This is a genomic window from Vulcanisaeta sp., assembly GCF_049966235.1.
Lineage (GTDB): Archaea > Thermoproteota > Thermoprotei > Thermoproteales > Thermocladiaceae > Vulcanisaeta > Vulcanisaeta moutnovskia.
In genome coordinates, this window is sequence record NZ_JBMFVA010000011.1 from 27,490 (window position 1) to 42,284 (window position 14,795).

10 protein-coding genes and 1 tRNA gene are annotated in these 14,795 nt (G+C 45.0%); 8 read left to right on the forward strand and 3 right to left on the reverse strand.

The window, feature by feature from the left end:
- Window positions 1–7 precede the first annotated feature (7 nt).
- Window positions 8–1,006 carry an alpha-ketoacid dehydrogenase subunit beta gene (locus ACP5L5_RS07490; protein WP_273302209.1) on the forward strand — a complete coding sequence of 333 codons (999 nt, stop codon included), beginning with the start codon at window positions 8–10 and terminating at the stop codon, window positions 1,004–1,006.
- A 2-nt stretch (window positions 1,007–1,008) separates the two neighbouring features.
- On the opposite strand, the gene ACP5L5_RS07495 is transcribed toward ACP5L5_RS07490, so the two are convergent.
- Window positions 1,009–1,986: an NAD(+)/NADH kinase gene (locus tag ACP5L5_RS07495; protein WP_428762757.1), complete on the reverse strand. Its 978-nt coding sequence runs from the start codon at window positions 1,984–1,986 to the stop codon at window positions 1,009–1,011.
- Between the two features lie 54 nt (window positions 1,987–2,040).
- On the reverse strand, window positions 2,041–4,077 hold the full coding sequence (locus tag ACP5L5_RS07500; protein WP_428762759.1) for an alpha-ketoacid dehydrogenase subunit alpha/beta: 2,037 nt from the start codon (window positions 4,075–4,077) through the stop codon (window positions 2,041–2,043).
- A 299-nt stretch (window positions 4,078–4,376) separates the two neighbouring features.
- On the opposite strand from ACP5L5_RS07500, the gene ACP5L5_RS07505 reads away from it, so the two are divergent.
- The 6 genes from ACP5L5_RS07505 to ACP5L5_RS07530 all read left to right on the forward strand — a co-directional run bounded on the left by ACP5L5_RS07505 (window position 4,377) and on the right by ACP5L5_RS07530 (window position 12,698).
- Entirely contained in the window at window positions 4,377–5,684 is a 1,308-nt protein-coding gene (locus ACP5L5_RS07505; protein ID WP_428762760.1) for a hydroxyacid-oxoacid transhydrogenase, read from the forward strand.
- Between the two features lie 61 nt (window positions 5,685–5,745).
- Window positions 5,746–6,561, forward strand: a complete 816-nt coding sequence (locus ACP5L5_RS07510; protein WP_273302198.1) for an N-acyl homoserine lactonase family protein — start codon at window positions 5,746–5,748, stop codon at window positions 6,559–6,561.
- A gap of 171 nt (window positions 6,562–6,732) precedes the next feature.
- On the forward strand, window positions 6,733–8,412 hold the full coding sequence (locus tag ACP5L5_RS07515; protein WP_428762762.1) for an MFS transporter: 1,680 nt from the start codon (window positions 6,733–6,735) through the stop codon (window positions 8,410–8,412).
- A 153-nt stretch (window positions 8,413–8,565) separates the two neighbouring features.
- Entirely contained in the window at window positions 8,566–9,771 is a 1,206-nt protein-coding gene (locus ACP5L5_RS07520) for an MFS transporter (RefSeq protein ID WP_428762764.1), read from the forward strand.
- A gap of 91 nt (window positions 9,772–9,862) precedes the next feature.
- The gene (locus ACP5L5_RS07525) at window positions 9,863–11,773 is read left to right on the forward strand and encodes an aldehyde ferredoxin oxidoreductase family protein (RefSeq protein WP_428762766.1); all 1,911 of its coding nucleotides are present in this window, start codon (window positions 9,863–9,865) and stop codon (window positions 11,771–11,773) included.
- Between the two features lie 58 nt (window positions 11,774–11,831).
- The gene (locus ACP5L5_RS07530; RefSeq protein ID WP_428762767.1) at window positions 11,832–12,698 is read left to right on the forward strand and encodes a translation elongation factor; all 867 of its coding nucleotides are present in this window, start codon (window positions 11,832–11,834) and stop codon (window positions 12,696–12,698) included.
- Here ACP5L5_RS07530 and ACP5L5_RS07535 read toward each other — a convergent pair.
- Entirely contained in the window at window positions 12,688–14,307 is a 1,620-nt protein-coding gene (locus tag ACP5L5_RS07535) for an acyl CoA:acetate/3-ketoacid CoA transferase (protein WP_428762769.1), read from the reverse strand. The genes ACP5L5_RS07530 and ACP5L5_RS07535 overlap by 11 nt on opposite strands.
- Window positions 14,308–14,492: 185 nt before the next feature.
- Here ACP5L5_RS07535 and ACP5L5_RS07540 point away from each other — a divergent pair.
- Window positions 14,493–14,594, forward strand: a tRNA-Leu gene (locus tag ACP5L5_RS07540).
- The last annotated feature ends 201 nt before the right edge of the window (window positions 14,595–14,795 follow it).

Below are 14,795 nucleotides of genomic sequence, written 5' to 3' on the forward strand. Positions count from 1 at the left end.
GATGAGCATGGCAAGCACGAGGGAAATAACGTTTGTCCAGGCCCTAAATGAGGCGTTGGACTACGCAATGTCCGTCGATAAGAGGGTAGTAATAATGGGTGAGGATGTGGGTGTTTATGGCGGTGTATTTGGAGTTACAATGGGCCTATACGACAAATACGGCCCAGAGAGGGTTAGGGATACCCCAATAGCTGAGTCTGGCTTCATAGGAGCTGCAGTAGGCGCTGCAATGATGGGTTTGAAACCTGTTGCTGAGCTAATGTTCATAGACTTCCTGGGTGTAGCCTTTGACCAAATATACAACCAGGCAGCGAAGCTTAGGTACATGACAGGTGGTAAGGTTAAGATTCCCATGGTCCTCAGGACAGTGTGCGGCGCAGGTATTCAAGCAGCCGCCCAACATTCCCAGTCATTACATGCAATATTTATCCACGTTCCTGGGCTTAAGGTTGTAATGCCCTCAACACCATACGACGCCAAGGGCCTATTACTAACAGCAATACTTGATGAGGAGGACCCAGTAATATTCATTGAGCATAAGATGCTCTATGGCGTTAGAGGCCCGGTGCCCGAGGGACCCTATAAAATACCGTTTGGTGTTGCTGACGTTAAGAGGGAAGGTAAGGACGTGACTGTGGTTGCAACTGCGTGGATGGTTCATAAGGCTCTCGAAGCCGCGGAGAAGCTGGCTAATGAGGGTATTAGTGTTGAGGTTATTGACCCAAGAACCCTAGTACCACTCGATGAAGGCACCATACTGAACTCAATAAGGAAGACGGGCAGGCTAGTGGTTGTTGATGAAGGTTACCCAAGGGCATCCTTCGCAACTGATATAGCAGCCCTCGCGGTCTCTAAGGCCTTTGAGCATCTTAAGGCTCCCGTTAAGTTAGTCACACCGCCAGCAACACCAGTACCATTTAGTGAGGCTCTGGAGCGTGAGTGGATACCAAGCACCGAGAAGGTAATGAAGGCTATAAAGGACGTTTATTATTTCAAGAAGCCCTAGTCCTACGGACAGTTAGAACATTGCCTTAAAAATAATTCCTGCATTGCCTTATTGACATCTATGATGACGGGACCCTTCTCATCAGCCATTACCTCAACATAGTCACCATTGAAAATCTCCACTTCCCTCTCGCCATCAAGCTCAATTGTGTACGCCCTACTTATTGGCACCTTAATACCAAGGCTTATCTCCTCAACCCTATCAATACCCATATTAGTCACATAACCGGGCATTAGCACGGCCTTAATACTAAACCTTGATCCAATGATCACATGAAGTATTTTGTCACTAGGTAAGCCATTGGGCCTCAGAACACTGCCTATTGATGCCAAACCAATACTAAGTGGTTTCACCAGTGATATGAAGGTCTCAGTTATCATGTTAGGATCAATAACAGCCCTGGCGCCCCTGAATGGGTAAAGCGTCGCCCCCAAATCAACTAATGCCTGATCAACTACTTCACCATTTATTATCAGTAATATCCTCCTTAACCTATACGTGACACTGTCATTAACTAGGTCATTAGCCACCGCAGCAGCTGCGATACCCGCTAGAGTACCATCTATGAAATACGGTATTACATTATTAGTGCCAGTGGATATCGGGAGCAGTGGAGTATTGACGGAGACCTTTGATGCGACTCTAACGGTACCATCACCACCAAGGATCACTATACTACCTACTCTCTCCTTAACCATTTCCTTAACGGCATTAACAGTATCTGTATAGTCACCCCTAGGCTTCATGTCTATAAAACTCCATTTAAGGCTTAATTGTGGTAAGTCCCAAAGTGCATGGGCTGCAATTCCATAGAAATCAGGCATTATTAGGACTTCATCGACGCCCACAGCCTCAATACCCCTCAGTATACTCTTGACAGTGCGCGCCTTTTGCATATTATCAATAAACCCAGCTGTCGATGTAGCTCTCCTAATGTCAGTTCCAGACACTGGATTAACGATTAGACCGACCTTATGCAACAATATCACCTTATTATTTTAAATAATGAGACATTAATAACTCAATGCCTCACCTTACTTCATTAGATCCTTAATGGCGCTCACTATTTTGTCCGTTGATGGTATTACGAACTGCTCAAGAGGCCTACTGTAGGGTATCGGTACATCCGGCACAGCTAACCTCTTAAATGGCGCCTTCAAGTACCCATGAGCCTCCTCGGAGATTATGGCCGCCACCTCACCAGTCAAGCCAAAGCTTAGGTAGTCCTCATCAACCACGAGCACCCTACCCGTCTTCTTAATGCTATTCACTATCGTCTCCCTATCAAGTGGCTTTATTGTCCTCAAATCAACCACCTCAACACTAATACCCTCATTAGCTAATTTATCAGCAGCCTCCAATGCGTAGTGTACCATGAGACCAGCCGTAATTATGGTGGCGTCCCTACCCTCCCTAGCAATCCTAGCCCTACCAATCGGTACTGTATACTCCTCCTCAGGTACATGCGTTAACGCAGTCTTTGGATATGACATCCAGGGCAAGCCAAGGATCTTCTTATGGAACATGTACACCACGGGATCATCATCCCTAATGGCACTTATCATTAATCCCTTAGCATCATATGAGTTGGAAGGCACTACAACCTTAAGCCCAGGAACATGGGCAAATAAGGCATAAAGTACTTGAGAGTGCTGGGCTGCATCGTTATAACCACCACCAATCGCTGTTGTCAATACTATGGGCATTTTAACCTGCCCACCGGACATGTAGTGGTTCTTCGCCATATGATTAAATATTTGGTCAAAGGCTACACCCAGGAAATCCACAAACATTAACTCCACTATCGGTCTCATACCAACTGCTGCCGCACCCACGGCAGCCCCTATGAAGCCCGCCTCGGAGATTGGAGTATCCCTAACCCTATCGGGCCCGAACTTCTGGCATAGCCCCTGGGTTATGCCGAATATGCCATTATAGGCACACACATCCTCACCCATGTAGAATACCCTTGAGTCACGCTCCATCTCCTGGGCTATTGCCTCGGAAATCGCCATATACGCAGGTAATACCCTACCACTTGTGGATGGCCAACCAACATCGGCCTTACCAACCGATTCTGGTAATGAAAATGCGTCTCTAAGAGCCTCCTCAGGTTCTGGGTATGGACTATCCAGGGCGAATTTAATTGCATCATCAACCTCCGCCCTAGCCCTAGACTGTATCTGGGCATCCTCCTTGTCATCAAGCCAACCCCTCCTTATTAACTCATCCCTAACTCTAATTATCGGATCTCTCTTCCTAAGTTCCTCAACCTCCTCCTTAGGCCTATAAATCTCAGGATCACCCTCAAAATGCCCATAGAATCTATAAGTCTCAATTTCAATTAGTGTTGGTCCTTCACCTCTCCTAGCCCTATCAACAGCCTCCCTGGCAGCCTCAAATAGTGCAAATAAATCGTTATCAGGTACGAAGACTCCAGGTATTCCATAAGCCACGGCCCTATCACTGTTTCTGGCTATCGCTGTTGATTTCGATTTAGGCACTGATATTGCCCATTTATTGTCCTCAATCACAAATATTGCTGGTAACTTCCAAATTGCAGCTAAGTTCAGGGCTTCATGGAACGTTCCCTGATTAGCTGCGCCATCACCACCATAGGCGACAGCAACGTTATTTCTTCCCTGAAGTTTAAAGGCCAATGCGGCGCCAATGGCTTGCGGAAACGCGGCACCAACAATACCACTACATGCGAAGTTAACCATTGAGTCGAATAGGTGCATGTGCCCACCCTTACCCTTACCAAGTCCGGTCTTTTTACCGAAAATCTCAGCTGCCATTTTCTTCAAGTCAACGCCCTTGGCAATGGCCACATGATGAGCCCTGTGAGTTGCGAATACTGCATCAGCTGGGGTTAGGTGAATCATAACTCCGACGGACGCAGGTTCCTGACCAGCGGCCAAGTGCATCTCACCAGGTATTGGACCAGAACCAATATCGAAGATTGGCGCTTTACCCTCCCAATACCACTTTCTCATTGTGTCCTCAAAATAACGTATTTTAATCATTAACTCATACATCTTAAGAGCAACATCTCTCGTGAGCTCAACCATACATATTAAATATAAGGTTAATGGAATTAAAGTTTTATCTGTCATATAATTAATAACTCGACATAATTATGATACATTATTTTATAAATAATTCCATATACATAAGTTATAAATAAAATTGTTTTAATGCTGTACGTGGTAGTGCCTCATTCAATATGTATTTAGTTTATTAAATACTATTTGCCTATGTATTTGATATTCTATTAGTTATTTATGGTCTTTTATGATAAATAAGACCTAGAATTTCTAACTAGGAGTATAGGGTAAAATTTAAAATAGTGAATCATAATTTATTAATAATGGCTTTCTCGTTTATGGGTATGGGTGAGTTGGATACTGTCTTTTCGCTGAGTATCCCCCAGGTTGTTAAGTTCGGTTTTGGCGTGACGAGTGAGGTTGGTTATGAGGCTAGGAGACTCGGTCTTAAGAGGGTTCTCCTGGTCACTGGCAGGACACTTTATGAGAGTGGTAGGTATGAAGTTGTTAAGCAGTCCCTTGAGAATGAGGGCATCCAAGTCGATGTTTACTATAACGTGCATATCGAGCCTACTGATGAGTCTATAATGGATGCCGTTAATTACGCTAAGGATAAGAATTACGACGGCTTCGTGGCCTTCGGCGGCGGTAGTGTGATGGATACCGCGAAGGCCGTTAATTTATTAACGACATACCCGGCGCCAATAATGGACTACATAAATAAGCCGATTGGCCAGGGTAAGGCTCCACCAGGTCCGTTAAAGCCGTTGATTGCTATACCAACAACCGCAGGTACGGGCGCCGAGAATACCGGCGTTATCGTACTTGACGTTTTGAAGTATCACGTGAAGACTGGCATATCGCACCCATACATAAGGCCCACGGTTGCACTTATCGACCCACTTAATACACTTAGTATGTCTCCAATGATTACTGCATCCACGGGACTTGACGTATTAATGCACGCCATCGAATCATACACCGCTAGGCCATACTACTCAAGGCCAAGGCCTAAGAGCCCAGCGGAGAGGCCGGCCTACGTTGGTGCCACACCAATTTCAGATATGTTTGCTGAGAAGGCTATTGAGTGGGTTGCCAAGTATTTGAGGAGGGCTACATATAATGGTAGTGACATTGAGGCTAGGTACTACATGATGCTTGGAGCCTCAATAGCTGGCATTGGATTCGGGCATGCAGGCGTTCACATACCCCATGCAATGGCTTACCCAATAGCTGGTATGGTTAAGGAGTGGAAGCCACCGGACTACCCGGTTGACTATCCATTGGTTCCTCACGGTATATCAGTAACGATGGGTGCACCGACGGCCATGAAGTATATAGCGGTAGTGGCACCAGATAGGGTTGCAAGGGCTGCGCAGATTCTTGGTGTTCATGTTGAGCCTACGGAGACACCGAAGAAGATTGGTGAGGCGATATATGAAGCGTTGATAAGGCTTATGCAGGACCTTGGACTACCAAGTGGGCTTAGGGAGATGGGCTTTAAGGATGTGGATGTACCAAACCTGGTTGAGGGTGCCTATGCCCAGCAACGACTGCTTGTGGTCTCTCCAAAGGTGCCAGGTAAGAAGGACCTAGAGCAAATGTTTAAGGAAGCAATGCAGTATTGGTAGTTTGTTAACTAGAGAAGTTGAAGAAGTAAAACTTAAAATATATTATCTTTATCCAATTATGATGAATACTGGAGTAAAGAGGGTCTATCTGCTTGATTATGGCGTTCTATCCGGTGAAATGGGTTGGTTCATACCGGATCCATCAGTCATTAGCGAGAGAGGCACTTCCAAACCAGCCACTTGGGTTGATATTCCAGTAACTGGGGCCTTAGTTGAGCATAAGGATGGTCTCGTCCTCATTGATACTGGTCCTCATCCAGAGGCTCAGAAGGTTTGGCCTAAATCGTCGTGGGATGTATTCCCAATGACAAAGTTCACCGATGAGAATAGGCTTGAAAATCAACTGAAACTGATCGGTCTGAAGCCGGGGGATATACACTTCGTGGTATTCACGCACCTGCACCTCGACCACACAGGGCAAGCCTACCTGCTTAAGGATGCTGGGACTATGTTCGTGATGCATGAGAAGGAGTTGAAGCATGCACTCTACATGATGTGGCTCGGTAAGACTGGCGCCTACGTGCCAGTCGACATCGATAACCTAAGAGGCGCCAACCTAAATCCAGTAAGTACCGATTACTTTGAGCTATTGCCAGGCGTGGAGCTATACCTAGTTGGTGGTCATACCCCAGGGAGTATGTTAATTAAGGTGACTACGGATGCAGGCAATACTTACGTATTCACGGGTGACTTCCTACACCTACCAAGGGAACTGGAGATCGAGAGTAAGGGTTGGCTGCTTGGTAATGCTGAGGAATTCCTCAAGGGTATAAAGATGCTAAAGCTCTGGCTTAGAAGACCTAATGTTAAGCTCGTTATTAGTCACGATCCAGAACTATGGAATAAATACCCGAAGGCACCAAAACACCTCGAGTAAAATGCAGTAATTACATTAATTATATGATGGGTCTAAAGATTAATGCATGATGGATTAAAAATTATTACAGTTATGTTTATTGCATATAGCTGAAATGAGGATTATTTCTGCTTATTTTTATTGGCGTTAGTTTTAAATATGACTTGATTTTGATAACGGTTTTGATTGTTAATGGAGTATAAGTGGGTTGTGCTGACCAATACAACGCTCGGGGTAATAATGTCCTCAATTAATATGTACATAGTTTTAATATCGCTGCCCACGATCTTTAGGGGATTGAATGTTAATCCATTCCTACCTGGGGAGTTTGATTACCTGCTCTGGGTCCTCATGGGGTATAGCATAGTCCTTGCCAGTGTCCTCGTTACCTTCGGCAGGATCTCAGACCTATTCGGTAAGACCAGGCTTTATACCCTCGGTTTCATAATATTCGCAGTAGCCTCGGTACTACTATCATTAATACCAAGTAACTCGGGTAATTTTGGCGCTCTGCTCCTGATAGCGTTCAGGGTTATTCAGGCCGTGGGCGGTGGCTTTCTCATGGTTAATAGCACGGCACTCCTGACCGATGCCTTCCCACCTGGCGAGAGAGGTAAGGCGCTTGGTTTGAACCAGGCTTCCTTCATAATTGGTTCCTTCCTAGGAATAATACTGGGTGGTTTACTTTCAAATTATGACTGGCACCTCCTCTTTCTCGTTAATGTACCATTTGCGATAGCCGGTGCACTGTGGTCTGTATTCAAACTGAGGAGGATTGATGGGAGAAACGTGAGGGTGAAGATTGATTATTGGGGTAACCTGACGCTGGCTCTCGGTCTCGTGTTGATAACCCTTGGCTTCACCTATGCCCTAATGCCCTATGGAAACTCGGAGATGGGTTGGACAAACCCATTGGTCATTACGTCCTTCATAGCAGGCACGGCATTTATTATTGCCTTTATACCAATAGAGCTTAGACAGGAAGAGCCGCTCTTCAAGCTATCACTGTTTAGGGTTAGGCCCTTCACCTACGGTGTAATGGCCCTCTTCCTATCATCGCTGGCCAGGGGCGCGATTATGTTCCTAATAACAATATGGCTGCAGGGCATATACCTACCAATCCATGGCTTTAGTTACACGGAGACACCATTCTGGGCTGGTATATACATGCTACCTATGCTTGTGGGTACGGTGATAATGGCGCCAATAGGCGGATCACTCACGGATAAGTATGGTGCCAGGATTATAGCTACCGTGGGCATGGCAATAATCGCGATATCGCTCTACCTACTCACGCTACTTCCCTACAACTTTAACCTAACCGAGTTCGAGTCAATACTATTCATTAATGGTATTGGTAATGGTCTATTCGCCTCGCCAAACACAACCTCAATCATGAACGCATTACCCCCAAGGGATAGGGGCGCAGGTAATGGTATGAGACAGACCTTGAGTAATGTTGGTTCCACAATAAGTATGGCTATGTTCTTCACAATAGCCATGAGCGTATTCTCACAATACGTACCAATCAGGATACATGAGATTGCTCTGAGCTATGGGTTACCAACCAACGTAGCTAATGTATTAGCTAACATACCAGCGTCAAGCCTACTCTTCGCTACGTTCCTCGGCATGGACCCAGCATCAGTACTACCTAACTCTGCAGTGAGTAATTTGCCATCAAGCGTGGTGAAACTCCTGGATAGCAACACATTCCTGCCCAGCATCCTCGGCCCATCGTTCATGATGGGCCTTAGGTTCTCGCTATACATATCTATAATATTCGTGGTCATAGGCGCCGTGCTATCATACATGAGGGGTGGTAGATACGTGTATGAGGAGAGTATAAGGGAAGGTATGCATGTTTCATAATGCACATAGGTAGCAATTATATGGTCTCTGCTTAAGTCTTAGTAAGGTGTCGTAAATCACGTTTAAGAGATGCATTAGGTAAACTTTCTGTTTCTTTTTGATTATTCTCATGTAGTATGTTTTAAATGGGCCTTAAATTATGTTTGCCATGGTATGGACCTTATCGATAAGCGAAGTACTAGGTGGGTATTGACCCTATTGCCGTATAGTGTCGCCATTGGTCCTCTGGGTACCCTGATTACTCTCGAGATAGCATCGTTTAGAGGTAGCCCCGTGGATGTTGGTTACGCCATGGCTGCGGGCTCTGCTGCCGGTATCATTGCGCCATTACTGTGGGGTTTCCTGCTTGACAGGTATGGTAATAAGGAGGTGCTTGTCCTGGGTTTTCTCGGCACAGCCCTATTCATCCTAGCTCTTACCTATGCGCCTAATATTCCACAAATAGCCCTTTACTACGCCGCATCATCACTATTCTCCTCCGCCGTTGGTGTTTCCACAAGTTTCATCCTTGTTAAGTCCTCGAGCAAGTATAAATTGAGTGAGTCATATTCCTTACTTAACTTCATTAGTTCGCTGGGTTACCTAGTTGGTGATGTTTCGGCTGCCGTATTATCAAGCTTTATGGGCATTAAGTCCATATTGCTCATCATGGGCTTATTACCTGTTATCTCCTTTGCTTGGTCATTAATTTCTGTACCGCGGGTCAGCAATGGTGAAAGACAGATAGTAAGTAGGCGGGTATTTAGGGGGCGTATTCGTAATGTTAATCTGGGCGAGTTAATTACTCTTTACTTGGCGCTTGTTATTTTCTATTTATCATCAGGAATATTCAACACGCTTTACCCATACGGACTAAGGGTTGGTGGTTTATCGAGACCTTGGGTAATGACCATAATTTCCGTAGGCATGGGAGTTCAGATCATCGGTTATATGATTACCCCACGCATAATACACCTACTCGGTGGCAATGCAAGAGCATCATCGCACTCATCAATACTAAGGGGATTATCATACTTCCTAATTGGATTAACTGCATCAACTCCGGAGACCATGATCATTACAGGATTAACACTATACCCACTAGCCGCAGGTATCGCCTACCCAACATTCTACACCGCGTCAAGTGTTATGATCTTCGAGAAACTCGGTAATGGCGAGGAGGGTAAGGGTCTTGGTGCCTATAGCTTCATTACTGGTTCGGCGTATCTAACAGGGTCATTAGCGTCTGGGTATTTAGCAGATTTCATCGGGATTGGTGGGAGTTACATGGTGGCTGGTGCAATGCTTTGGGTATCATCATACCTATTCAAGCAAATCCACAGGAGCGAGATTACTAAGAGCACGGTTAATCAGTCTTAGTCATACTCAATATCCATAAACCATAACCATGCATTTTTATTACCTAATCTACTGGGTTTAACTTTTAAAGGAGATGTGATTATTTCTTGTTGTGGTCATAAAGGGTGTTAATGGGATTATAGGCTTTGTTAATCTCTCAACAGGAGAGGTTAGGAAGATTCAGGTACCTGATGATGTGTATAGGGATTTCCTTGGTGGTTATGGGCTTGGTACCTGGTTCCTATACACCCACATGAAGCCTAGGGTAGACCCACTAGGTCCTGACAACATACTGGGCATAATATCTGGCCTACTAAATGCGAGTGGTATTCCAATGACCGGTAGGTCTATGGCAGTTGGTAAGTCACCATTAACGGGTGGTTGGGGTGATTCTAACGCCGGTGGTAGGTTCGGCCCTAAGTTATTGGAGGCGGGCTTAGATGCTGTCTTCGTAACTGGCGCTTCCGAGAAACCCGTCTATATACTTATTGATAATAGTAATATACACATTGAGGACGCGAGTGACCTTTGGGGTAAGACAGCTAGGGAGACCGAGGATGAGTTGAGACGCAGGTATAAGGGTGCCCAAGTGGTTAGTATTGGACCGTCTGGGGAGAGACTTCAGTTAATTGCGGCTATTATTAATGAGTATGGCAGGGCCTACGGCAGGTCTGGACTTGCTGCCGTAATGGGTAGTAAGAAACTGAAGGCTATAGTTGCTGTTGGTGATAAGAAACCCGTGATACATGATAAAGATCTACTTAGGCAAAAAATCAAGGAATTGCTTGATGCGTTGAGAACGACTAGGGCGAAGGCCTATGACATTTGGCATAAGTATGGAACAATATCCACACTGGACACGAGTGTGTTATCTGGTGACACACCAATCAAGAATTGGGCTGGCATTGGCGTTAGGGATTACGGAACCAAGAACCTTGAGAAGTTTGGGACTAATACGGTAATTCAGGATAATATTAAGCCCTACGGCTGCGCAAGCTGCCCAGTGTCCTGTGGTGCATGGATTAGAAGAAGCACTAGGTATGGCTTGGTTGAGGGACACAGACTTGAGTACGAAACAGCCTCGCTCTTTGGACCAGCCCTATTAAATGCCGACCAGGACTCAGTGGTTTATGTCGGTGAACTCTGCAACATGTATGGATTAGACACAATATCGACGGCAAATGTTGTGGGTTTCACCTTCGAACTATACGAGAAGGGAATACTCACCGAGAAGGATGTTGGCTTTCCACTGAGGTGGGGTGATCCTGACTCAGTGGTTAAGCTCGTTGAGTTAATAGCCAAGGCTGAGGGAATCGGTAAGATACTTGGCCAAGGTGTTAAGAGGGCTGCTGAGATAATTGGTAAGGGCGCCGAGCAGTATGCAATGCATGTTGGAGGTCAGGAATTACCATCACATCACCCACAGTTCTTACCTGGACTGGCCATCACATATACCGCAGATCCAACGCCAGCTAGGCACACGGCTGGTGGTGTTCATTGGTGGGGTGAGGGCGGCAAGAGGCTTTGGGCGCCATTCGACATTGGCATGGACCTAGGCGCATCACCTAAGTATGACTATAGTGATAAGGGTCGTAAGGCAGCCATAATAGCCATGTCCACACAGGTCGAGAACTCATTAGGCTTCTGTCAATTCGCATCTCAAGTAATCTATAGGACCCTGCCATACATAGACCTGATATATGCCGTAACCGGCATGAGGTACACACCACAGGAACTGCTTAAGGTCGGCCATAGAATACACACACTTAGGCAATTATTCAATGTTAGGGAGAGAGTAAATCCAAAGAAGGACTTTAAGTTACCCAAGAGGGTTCTCGAACCATTCCCGGAGGGACCGCTGGCTGGTGTTAAGTTGACTGAGGAGGATGTGGAGAGGATGAGAGAGCAGTACTGGGAGACACTCGGTTGGGATCCAAGCACTGGCTACCCGAGGAGAAAGACTGTTGAGGAGCTTGGGCTTGCTGGGATAGCTGGCGACATCATTAGTATTTTACCTCCATGATCATTTTACTTAATTAATACGATAGGTTTAAAAGCAATAATTCTCGGTCATTATTTTCGTGCTTCGAGGAAGCATAGTGAGTATATTATCAACGAACGACCAGGAGGCTTTTGAGATAGCCTCAATGCTTGGTAAGAGGGATAGGGGTGAGGAGAGGGTTTACTATAGGAAGATTAATGATCTCGTACGTAGTATCCTAATCCCGAGTCCAGATAGTATACTTGATGAAGCAATTGCAGTCTCTATATCAAGCTCCTTTTACTTCAAAGTGAGCGATGCAATAACTTGGCTTGATGGTGAGAGAGCATTATTGCTTGAAGCGTCAGGCTTGCCAGGTATTATTCTTACGAATGATACCAACACCTTCATGAAGTATTTCAGTGAGCTGAGTATTTCGAAGTTAATATCTGAGTTTAGGGAGTTTGACATGGATGTTAGTGATAGGGGCCTTGTATATGTCGATAGGGCATTTAATGTTAAGGGTGTCGGTGTTGTAGTGCTTGGCTACGCATTGACCCAGGTATCAGTACATGATAAGTTCATTGCATACCCAATGAACGTGGAGACTGAGATCAAGAGCATCCAGGTGCTTGATGAAGACCAGGACTCCGTAATGCCAGGTACACGTGTCGGTTTGGCATTGAGGAATACTAGACTTGAGGATATTGAGGGAATACAGGCGCTCATTAGGCCGGGTACGAAATTCATAAACTCCATTAATGACTTCAACAGGTTTAAGTGGAGCGATGATGCTAGGGAGGTCCACGTGATTTTTAATGGTATTAAGGTTATGGGTAAGGTTGAGGGCAATAGCATTGTATTAACCAGTGAGTTACCCATGGTTAGTGGCAGGGCATTAATAATAAACGTGAATGCTAAACCTAAAAAGCCAAGAATAATGGGTTATGCCTTGATCAACGCTTAATCGCCTTTTCAACGATCTCCAGTAGGCCCATGGGTCCATCCTTAAACACTAAATTATCCATTGGCTGTAGATGCCTTGAAATTACTGGCTTAAACTCCATCTTAGCCAATATGTCCCTCTCAATATCAACACCCGGTGCGTACTCCTCAAGGACTAACCCCTCACTTGTCAATCTAAAAACTGCTCTCTCGGTTATGTACATTACCTCCTTACCCATCTTAAGTCCAAGCTCGGCATTGAAGCCGACCTTATAGGGTTTATTAACGAATTTCATTATTGGTCCATCCCTAATTATGGCAAGTCTACCATTAGTAATAGTAATATCCCTCCTACCCGCAGTGAATGCTCCAGCGAAGTACAGCCTAGGTGAACCATGGGCGATTACAGGGAATCCACCAGGTCCTGTAACTTTCTCGGGTAAGAAACTTGGGTTTACATTACCACTAGGCCCAACTTGCATGAAGCCAAGTGATGCCGCGTCTATAATGCCTCCCTCGTACATAATGAATTGGTCTGGCATTGGCAGTATTGCCTTAGGCGATATTGCTACGCCGAAATCATCATCACTAAGTGCAATCCCACCCCAGGGACCTGACTCGACCGTAGTGACTATATAATCATCAATACCCTCACTCTTTATTATCCTGGCGGCTAGGGCAGGTATTCCAATACCGAGGTTTATTGCTATTGGCCTACCTAATCTCTCAACGAGCTTTACAAACTCGAGAACAACTCTTCTGGCAATGGTTATTTCAAAATTAGCCTTATCATCATTGGGTAAGCATGCATTGCTTATTACGACGCGACCACAGACGCTTGGGTCGTACTTAATACTGGCCGATTGTGTGTGGTACTCGGGTGGTGAGGTTACTACATAGTCAATTAATGGGCCTGGAACATGAACGTCCTTGGTATTAACAAACCTGCTTGCATAAAGCACCTGGGCAATAACAACGCCGGGATTGGGCTGAGCCTTAACGGCCTGGGTAATCGCCAGAACAGATCCGTAAATTGCCTCCTCACTCATTGTTAAATTACCAAATTCATCAGCAGTACTACCCCTGATTAAGCCAATCCTTGGCTTTGGACAATCATAGAGAAGGTACTCATCGCCATTAATACTAACTAGCTCAACTCTACATGTCCTCCTCTCCCTCGCCAAGTCATTTAAGTAAATACCATCCTGCCTAGGGTCTAGGAATGTCCCAAGACCAACCTTAGTAATTGCCGGCGTGCTAGACGCAATGCTCCTAAACCACCTAGTCGCAACACCTATTGGAAATGAGTAAGCCTCAACCCTATTCTCAATGGCTAGCCTCTGAAGCCAGGGAGCAACGCCAAGAAACGTCATCATGAATCCCTTAATAAAGCCGAAATCGTTATCTTTAAACATATACTCAGCAATTAGATCAAGGCCGCGCCCTCTAGCTGCAGGTAATGAGTCAGTAACTATGAATAAATCACGTGGATGACCAGTCTCCCTATACCTCTCATAAAGCTTAAGAAGTAGATATTCAGGTGTTGTCGCCATATTAAAACCAGAAACCGCAATAACATCACTATCCTTAATAATATCCAATGCCCTACTAACATCCACAACCTTACTCATAATCAAACGATTATGAAACCTCGAAAATTTATACCTTTATAAAAATGCATTTTTTGCCTAACACCTTGACAAACTATATTTGAACAAGAATATATGAAAATAAATAAGTGAATATAACCACGAAAGGCAGGTAACAACGACCAGGGCAAAAAAGTTAAAAAGACCGTGATTATTAAATTAAACCTGCGGGGGTGCCCGAGCCTGGTCAAAGGGGGCGGACTTAAGATCAAAAATAAGATATCCGCTGGCGAAGGCCTGCGTGGGTTCGAATCCCACCCCCCGCACCAAAAGCTGAATGGGTTATTCGATTTTTGAAATGACGAAAATAACTTATTACAAACATGAACTTGAATTTGATTAAAATAGTATATCTTTATGTTATGTCGCCTTAATGGATTTTAATGCTATCCATTTACTTTTCCTTAGTTTTCAGTGGCAATCTACAGTAAATAAGTTTAGGTTCACTAAATGAGACCCATATAAATTTT

Bases quoted from the DNA above. Each gene is read 5' to 3' on its own strand.
- ACP5L5_RS07535 (WP_428762769.1), bottom strand. From the start codon at position 14,307: ATGAGTAAGGTTGTGGATGTTAGTAGGGCATTGGATATTATTAAGGAT.
- ACP5L5_RS07490 (WP_273302209.1), top strand. From the start codon at position 8: ATGGCAAGCACGAGGGAAATAACGTTTGTCCAGGCCCTAAATGAGGCG.
- ACP5L5_RS07510 (WP_273302198.1), top strand. From the start codon at position 5,746: ATGAATACTGGAGTAAAGAGGGTCTATCTGCTTGATTATGGCGTTCTA.
- ACP5L5_RS07520 (WP_428762764.1), top strand. From the start codon at position 8,566: ATGGACCTTATCGATAAGCGAAGTACTAGGTGGGTATTGACCCTATTG.
- ACP5L5_RS07500 (WP_428762759.1), bottom strand. From the start codon at position 4,077: ATGGTTGAGCTCACGAGAGATGTTGCTCTTAAGATGTATGAGTTAATG.
- ACP5L5_RS07505 (WP_428762760.1), top strand. From the start codon at position 4,377: ATGGCTTTCTCGTTTATGGGTATGGGTGAGTTGGATACTGTCTTTTCG.
- ACP5L5_RS07515 (WP_428762762.1), top strand. From the start codon at position 6,733: ATGGAGTATAAGTGGGTTGTGCTGACCAATACAACGCTCGGGGTAATA.